A 409-nucleotide genomic window follows, 5' to 3' on the forward strand; every position below is an offset into this window, starting at 1 on the left:
TTGGTGGCGTGATGAAGAAAAAGATTTATTGAATAATCTAAGTCATATACCACCAGAATATAAATCTGTTATATACAATAAATAATGCTTAATTAAATTATAATTGTCCGGCTAATTAACTTGCCGGACAATTAATTACTCTGCTTTATCCAGCCTGATAATCCCCAATCAACTCCCGCATCCGCAGCTTGATCTCACTGAGCTGGGCTTGCTGGCGCCGGTACTGTTGCCGGATGGTGCGGGTGTCGTCACTGTCAGGAATGAGCACCAGACAGCCCTCCAGTATCTTCACGGTCAGGGTACAGCCCTTATCAAACCCCGCCGCCTTAAGCCACTGGCCTTTAAAGTGGATTGCAGGCGGGGCCGTGGCCTTGTTATTTTGCGGCACGTATCCCACGGTGTAATAACG

At 46.7% G+C, this 409-nt stretch carries 1 protein-coding gene; it reads right to left on the reverse strand.

The window, feature by feature from the left end; genetic code table 11:
* Window positions 1–145: 145 nt before the first annotated feature.
* Window positions 146–397: a SymE family type I addiction module toxin gene (locus tag AAY47_RS19720; protein ID WP_047772089.1), complete on the reverse strand. Its 252-nt coding sequence runs from the start codon at window positions 395–397 to the stop codon at window positions 146–148.
* Between the last annotated feature and the right edge of the window lie 12 nt (window positions 398–409).

It is taken from the genome of Xenorhabdus griffiniae (assembly GCF_001028135.1).
Taxonomy (GTDB): Bacteria; Pseudomonadota; Gammaproteobacteria; order Enterobacterales; family Enterobacteriaceae; genus Xenorhabdus; species Xenorhabdus bakwenae.